Source organism: Streptomyces sp. NPDC004752 (assembly GCF_053601275.1).
Genome location: NZ_JBSGBN010000233.1, coordinates 1 through 7,099 on the forward strand (window position 1 = coordinate 1; position 7,099 = coordinate 7,099).

Consider the following 7,099-nt stretch of genomic DNA (forward strand, 5'->3'; position numbering starts at 1 on the left):
GGCCTGACGTTCTTCGTCACGGTCGAGTCGAAGTAGTACTCACCCCGCTCATTGGTGACCGCCGTACCGATCTTCTTGCCACCGGCGTCGTACAGATTCACCGTGGCACCCACCACCGGCTGCTCACCGGGGTCCTGGATCCCGTCCTCGTCGGCGTCCTGCCAGACCCGGTTGCCGAACTGGAGCGGCGCCTGGTCACAAAGGACTTCAAGGTCACCCATACCGCGCGCCTTGCCGAAGTCGTCATTGAGGTACAGGCCGTCCGCGTTCAGGTCGCTGGTGCCGTTGTTGCGGTCCAGCCACCGAACACCGCTGCCCGTCACCTGGATGGGGTCCATCGCGGTGAGCGGGATCCTGTCCTCCACTGCGGAGAACGCCACACCACCCGTGCTGATCTCCTGGTGGCCACCGTCTACGGTGGCCATGATGTCGCCGGGGTAGAACTCCTTGACGTCCGGGCCCTCTCCACCCGAGACGTCGGGGCCGGTGTTGTTGTTCTTGCAGCCGCCGTTGCCGTCCAGGACGAACATGTGGTTCCCGCCACGGCACGCCCGGTTGATGTCACCACCGCTGACCGCGGTGGTCGCCGGCCAGGTGGCCGAGGTATCCGGCAACCGCCAGCCGGCGCGGTCAGCGAAACGGTCGGCGAAGCCGACGACCATGTCCCCGTTGATCTCGAAGTTGATGTCGGTGAGCTCGGGCTCCGGGTTCTGGATCACCTCACCCGTGCATGCCTTGCCGTCCTGGGTCATGGGCCGGATATTGGTCCAGGGATACCAGCTCGGGCCACCGCACGGGATGTGTGAGTACCCGCCGCGGGGGAAGTTCAGCGGCTGGTCCATGACCGTGCCGGCGAACTGGCCCGTGACCGGGTCGAAGACCTGCACGACCGCCCGCATGTGGGCCTTGCTGCCGGTCGACTGCGCCGAACACACGCCGCCGACATACACCTTGCCCTCGTGGAGGCCCAGACCGTAGGGGCGCCAGTCCCCCGGCGCGGCACACCCCGGGTCCTTGATGGGGTACGACGCCTTCGGCGCGGCGGCCGTGGGCTGGGTGGCGTCGTAGCGGTAGAGCCTGCGGTCGTGCAGGTTGACGACGTACAGGTCCTTGCCGTCCGCGCTGACGTCCAGGTCGCCCAGCGACTCCTTGCCCACCACCGGACCGAACGCCTCGTCCATCCCGGCATTCATGTTGTGTTGGGCGCTGCCGGGGTTGGGGACCTGGGTGAACACCACGGTCTGCTTGGTGGTCGGGTCGGTCTGGTAGATCGCGCCCGCACCGCCGGGACCGTACTTCGCCCCTCGCTTGGCATAGGCCGCGGAGAAGATCTGCTTGGTCACCCTGTTGACGCCGACACCCCAGACCGTGCCCGTCTGCCCGTTGTTCGCCAGGTCAGAGACAAGACCGGGGTTCGTCACGGCGTTACCGCGCGTGCCGAACGCGAACGCCGTCAGCGTGCGCTTGCTGTCCGGGGACGCGGAAGCGGGCGGAATAGAGGCGTTCTGGCAGGCCGTCACCAGCGTGGCGTTCTTCTGGCAGTAGTCCTCCGGGCTCCAGAACGAGGTCGTGATCTCCACGTTCTTGCCGCCGGACAGGTCCACGAACTCCACGTTGGACGACAGCACCGTCGGATCGATCAGGTTGTTCCTGGCCGAAGCGAACCCGGGGTAGAGCACTCCCTGATCGGGGTTCTTCACCTCGATCCGGTACCTGCCGCCGCCCAGACTGCTGCCCGGTGTCAGCTTCACCGTGCCGTCCGGCTGCGTGGTACCGGTGATCGACCGCCCCGCGTCATCGGTCAGCACCACCGTGACCCCGGACATGCCCGGCTCAAGCGCCTTGTCCCACTTGGCGTTCGCGTTCACCTCACGCACCACGCGGATGGTCGCGTCACCGTCCCCGCTGTCAGCGGCCGCGGGGGACACCGCGGAGACGACCCCGGTGACCGCGAGCGACGCGGATAACGCCGAAGCCAACGCCAAGGACATTCCGCCGGCCCACCGCCGACGTTGCCGTAACTCCATTTACCAGTCCTCTCTGGTCGCTTAAATCATTTCCGGACAAGTCTCCGTACGGATCGGGAGGCGCGCGTCAACGCAACGCTCGGAGAACACTGAGATGGTGTAAGGAAAATGCGCCAAGAGTGGGGGATATCGGCAACACCCGTCATCGGCAACACCTGGCGCATCTGAGATAGACAGCTCACAGCCGCACCGGATTCGGCGGCTTCCCCCTTGCCCGACCTTCTGCGAGAGGTTGTCCATGCGTATTCCGCTCGGTTCCCGTGGTCCGTTACGGCAGTTGACGCGCCGTCCACGAGCGCGCGTCCTGGCCGTGGCGTTCACCGTCGGACTGTCCTGCTGCGCCGCCTTGGCCTGGGCCGGCGGCCACGGAGGTGATGGCGACGGGCCGCGGGCGATCACGTCATCGGAGGCCGGCCGGCTGGCCATGGCGCGGTTCCACGCCTATGAGACCGGTCCGCACCGAGTGACCCTGAAGATCGCCGACGGTACGGACTCCTACGAGGTGCGCGGCCTGATCGACTACCGCACGCACCGTGCCGTGGGATCGTACGCGGCGGGGGAGCCGGGGCCGGGCCGGCAGCAGGGACTGATCGCCTGGGACAACAGCGGTCTGGCCGTGGCCACGGAGCCGAAGGGAACGTCACCCGCGTCGCAGACGGCCGAGATCGCGCGAGCAGCCGCCAAGGTACCCCATGGACGCTGGTCACCACGTGCCTACGCCGGATACCCGCTGGACATCGCGCTGCGTGTGGTGATGGCGCTGGGCGCCGACCGGCCGGACAACGCACAGCTGTTGGCCCAGTCCGGACCCCGGTACCTGGGGCAGAGCACGCTGCGCGGGAAGTCGTACACACGTATCTCCGGACCGCGGCCGAAACCGCAGGCCGCCGGTGCGGCTGGGCCCCACTCCGGCACCCCGGCCACACCGCGGCCCCGGCGCACCGGGGTTTCCCCGCTGACGTACTGGATCGACGAGCACGGGGAACTGGGCCGCCTGGAGATCAAGAGCGGTGGCGTGGAGCGGCCCGTCACGGTGGACTTCACCGGCCACGAGGCCCGGGTGAAGGTGCCGGGGGAGCCCTGGGGGGAATCGCCCCGCGGTAAGTGATCCAAGTGATCCAAGTGATCCGGGAAGAGGTCCGGCCCCTGCCCCGGGCAGGGAACCGGCCTCTCCCCGGCGGTGGTCAGCGGGGCGGCTCCGGCAGACGGTAGGCCCCGGGGTCGACCCGGCCCGGCAGACGTAGCGCGGGACGGGCGGGCGCACGGGCCGGATCGGGCATGCCGGGCTGGGCCGGTGGCGGCGGGACATCACGGAAGGACACCCCGGCCGGAACCGACTCGGGCGTCCGCGTTCGGCCGGACGCGGACAATGCGGCGTCCTTCCCCGGGCAGGCGGACAGGACGCGGGGCAGCGGGCGCGGACTGGTGGGGGCGTGGCCGTTGCCGACGTAGCAGTTGCCTCCGCTGCGTGCCGTCAGCACGACGAGCCCCACCTGCTCCTCACCGACGGCGTTGCCCTCGATCCGATTGCCGAGGGCCGGGTATCCCTGCTCGTCCCGCAACACGAAGGCACCCGCACGATTGCCCTCCACCCGGTTGCGTTCGAAGCGGTTGCGCGTCCCCCCGCCGATGCCGACCCCGATGCCGAAGCCGCCGTCCGCCTGTTCCGGGCTGCGGTCGTCGTTGTTGTCGCTGATCGTGTTGCCCGCGAACACGGCATGTTGCTGAGGGCCCAGCGCCTCCAGGTTGTTCGAGAGCACCGTCATACCCACTCGGTTGCGGCGAACGGTGTTGCCGAGGAAGTACAGATCCTTCGACGCGTTCGTGACCTCGATACCCACCGCGTTGTGCTCGGTCAGATTGTTGCGCACCACCGTGTTGCACGGCTTGCACTGGCCGACGTAGATCCCCGAGTCCGACTGCCCGGAACCGTAGGAGTGCTCGATCACCCCGTCGCGGGCGTCGAAGGCGTAGATGCCGTAGAGGGCGTTGTTGTACGCCGTGACATAGGAGGCCCGAAATCCGCGCAGAGCAGGGAACTTGGCCGTGTCCAGGGGGTCGTACCCCGCGCCGCCGGCCCCCGCTCCCTGTAGTGCCTCGTCGGTGACGCCCGTGAACAACAGCCCGTTGGCCAGGTTGTTGCGTACGGTCAGGTTTTCCACGACCGTTGCCGCCCCGGTGACCGTGATCCCGTTGGTGCGCTGGAACTCGCCGTCCACCACCACCGCGGAGCGGTCGGTCCCTCTCAGCACGATCCGAGGTGTGCGGACGGTGACACTCTCGCGGTAAACACCCGGAGAGACCAACACCATGTCACCCGATCGAGCGGAATCCACTGCCTTCTGGATGGACGGGAACTGGGCCGGAACCCGTAGGACCGCAGGCGGACCGCTCCTCACGGGCCGGTCGTCCGACCCGGGCGGACTGCATGCCGCCGGTCCCAGCAGGGCGAACAGCAGCCCGAGGAGCAGGGCCGTCCGGCCCGGCAGGGTCCTACGGCCGCCGGGAACACGGCGTTTCGTGACGAAGAATCGCATGACGCCCAGGTGTAGCGTCAGGCACGCCGCAGCCGCCGACCATCGCCTTCCCCTGCCCTCATCCGCTCAGGAGCCGGTGTGCTGTCGGCGCCCCCCGCATTCTTCGTGTGACCAAACCTTCGTGTGACCAAACCCTGGAGCACCGGTGATCAGCACACCGTCCGAACCCCGTCCGCCGACCCGCCGCTCCGTACTGGCCGCCACCACAGCCGTCGCCTTCCTCACCGCCGACTGCGCGGCGGAAACCCGCCGACCGGGAGCGGAGACCACCGAGGACCACGCCGCCGGACCAGCCCCCGCTACCCTCGCTATCCCTGCTACCCCTCCCACCCCTGTCACCCCCGCGACGCGGTCCCGACAGCGCGGTGTCAGCGACCCCCAGCCCCGGTACGCCGTCGTCGCCGCCCATGATCTGGCGCCCCATCTGCATGGCCCGGACGGCGCCACCGCCTTGCGCAGGCTCCTCGACCGCTGGTCGGCGCTGTCGCTCCCCGATGACATCACCCGGACCGTGGCGCTCGGCCCGGCCCTCTACCGCAGGCTCGGTCTCGCGGCGCCCGCCCGATTACGCGACATCCCGGCCTTTCCCCGTGACCGGCTCGACCCCCACCGCGGCGGTGGCGACGTCCTGGTGCAACTGTGCGGCGACGACTCCGAAGCGCTGCGCGCGTACTCCCACCGGCTCACCACGACGGCCGCCGGGACGCTCGTGCCCCGCTGGCACGAACGGGGGTTTCTGCCCGATCGCCCCCGGGGCGAGACACCCCGCAACCTCTTCGGTTTCAAGGACGGGACGGAGAACCCGTCCGCGGCCGAAGCGGAACAGTGGGTGTGGCACGCCGACGGCAGCACCTACCTGGTCTACCGGCGCATCCACATGGGCGTCTCCGCCTTCGAAGCGCTACCGGACGACCGTCAGGAAGCCGTCATCGGGCGCCACCGCACCACCGGAGCACCGCTCGGCGCACGGCGCGAGCACGATCCGGCGAACCTCTACGCCAAGACCGCTCAGGGCCGTTACGTCATCCCCGTCGACGCCCATGTGCGTCTCGCGCACTCCCGGCTCGACGGCGGAGCCCGCATGCTGCGCCGCGGTTACTCGTACGACAACGGAGCCGATGACCGCGGTCTGCTCTTCCTCGCGTATCTGCGGGACCCCGCGCTCTTCGTCCGTGTGCAGGAACGCCTCGACCGCTCCGACGCGATGAACACGTTCATCGAACACCGCGCCTCCGCCGTCGGCTACGTGCTGCCCGCCGGTGACTCGGCAGCACTGCCCGGCCGATAGACCCGGGGACTGGTCCGGGGACAGGCCCGCCTCCGCCTGAGCGCTGGGCCACGCACCGTGGTGATCCCTCCGTCCGAAACCGAACAGGGGAGCAGTTGTTCGCTGGAACAGGTGATCGTCACTCGTGTGGTCGCCGAGGTGCCCGGGGTGGGATGAGACTTACGGTGTGCGAGCGAAGGGCTGCAGACCGTAGCTGACGCACAGTCCCACACGATGGCTACACCGCTAGGAGCAGCACAATCATGAACCTTCTCACCGACGTCCTCGCCGGCCTCATCCACTTCATCGGCTGGCTGGTCTGACGTCCGAGGACGTCCGCAGAAGCGCACAGCGGCGCCGTCTCCCTGTCCCCGGGAGGCGGCGCCGCCGTCTGTCCGCGCGGTCGACATGCCCACGTGTTTGTGATCACACCCAGTGATCCGACCTCCGTCGGATCACACCAGGGTGCGGTTCTGTCAGTCTGTTCCGGGAAAAGCGTCGTCAGTCAGGGGGAATCGATGCGTCGGATGCGCGTGAGTGCGGCTGTGGTGGCCGTCTGGGTCCTGGTGGGCTGTTCCGGTTCCAGTGAACTGGAGCCAGTCGTCGGGCAGTGGACAGCGGTCGGACCGCAGCCGGCGGGATACACCGATTTCGCTGACCGATCGACGATCCGCGTCGGTAAGGACGGCAAGGCCACTCTGGGTACCTCGCCCATGAACCTGTGCGGAGGCGCCGCGGTGGAGGAGTTCGAGAATTCCGACGAGGAGGGCAAGGCGTTTCGGATCTCCTTCCCGGAGAAGTCGCCGTGCGTCACCGTCGAGGTGCCGACCAGCCTCGATGTTGTGGTCGACGACGATTCCATGACCGCCACGCCTACCGGATCGAGCACCCCGATCTACCACTTCCGACGCGCCGAATGAGGCAGTCGGTGACGCCCGGCGCATCCCACTCCTTGAACAGTCGAAGGCCGTGGCCGTCCAACTCGCCTTGATACGGCAGTCGTTGTGACTTCGCGGGGCCTACGGTGTGGCCAAGACCGTCGGTTCCCCTTCCTCGGCCGCGAGCCGTTTGTTGCGGCGGATGGAGGACCAGAAGGAGGCGCCGATCAGTAGGACGCCTACTAGACCGGTGATGACCTCGTTGATCTGGTACTGGATGGTGACCAGGAGGAGCACGGCGAGGGCGCCGATGGCGTAGTGGGCGCCGTGCTCCAGGTAGACGTAGTCGTCCAGGGTGCCCTGGCGGACCAGGTAGACCGTGAGGGACCG

Annotated in this window: 6 protein-coding genes; 3 read left to right on the forward strand and 3 right to left on the reverse strand. The window is 68.4% G+C overall.

Translation table 11 applies throughout. The features are described 5' to 3' along the window. A partial coding sequence (locus ACWEKM_RS45165) for an SdrD B-like domain-containing protein (protein WP_451627132.1) occupies nucleotides 1-1,979 on the reverse strand: 1,979 nt, incomplete at its 3' end. A 325-nt stretch (nucleotides 1,980-2,304) separates the two neighbouring features. On the opposite strand from ACWEKM_RS45165, the gene ACWEKM_RS45170 reads away from it, so the two are divergent. Then, nucleotides 2,305-3,135, forward strand: a complete 831-nt coding sequence (locus ACWEKM_RS45170) for a hypothetical protein (RefSeq protein ID WP_451627133.1) — start codon at nucleotides 2,305-2,307, stop codon at nucleotides 3,133-3,135. 76 nt (nucleotides 3,136-3,211) lie between these two features. Here the strand turns inward: ACWEKM_RS45170 and ACWEKM_RS45175 are convergent, their stop codons facing one another. Continuing rightward, on the reverse strand, nucleotides 3,212-4,426 hold the full coding sequence (locus ACWEKM_RS45175; protein WP_451627136.1) for a right-handed parallel beta-helix repeat-containing protein: 1,215 nt from the start codon (nucleotides 4,424-4,426) through the stop codon (nucleotides 3,212-3,214). A gap of 283 nt (nucleotides 4,427-4,709) precedes the next feature. Between ACWEKM_RS45175 and ACWEKM_RS45180 the strand changes: the two genes are divergently transcribed. Both ACWEKM_RS45180 and ACWEKM_RS45185 read left to right on the forward strand, forming a co-directional pair. After that, a complete protein-coding gene (locus ACWEKM_RS45180) occupies nucleotides 4,710-5,852 on the forward strand; it encodes a Dyp-type peroxidase (RefSeq protein ID WP_451627134.1) in 1,143 nt (380 codons plus the stop codon). Nucleotides 5,853-6,358: 506 nt separating this feature from the next. Further along, a complete protein-coding gene (locus ACWEKM_RS45185; protein WP_451627137.1) occupies nucleotides 6,359-6,751 on the forward strand; it encodes a hypothetical protein in 393 nt (130 codons plus the stop codon). 99 nt (nucleotides 6,752-6,850) lie between these two features. Here the strand turns inward: ACWEKM_RS45185 and ACWEKM_RS45190 are convergent. Next, a partial coding sequence (locus tag ACWEKM_RS45190) for a DUF475 domain-containing protein (protein ID WP_451627135.1) occupies nucleotides 6,851-7,099 on the reverse strand: 249 nt, incomplete at its 5' end.

Coding starts and splice junctions, on each gene's coding strand:
- ACWEKM_RS45185 (WP_451627137.1), top strand. CDS start 6,359: ATGCGCGTGAGTGCGGCTGTGGTGGCCGTCTGGGTCCTGGTGGGCTGT.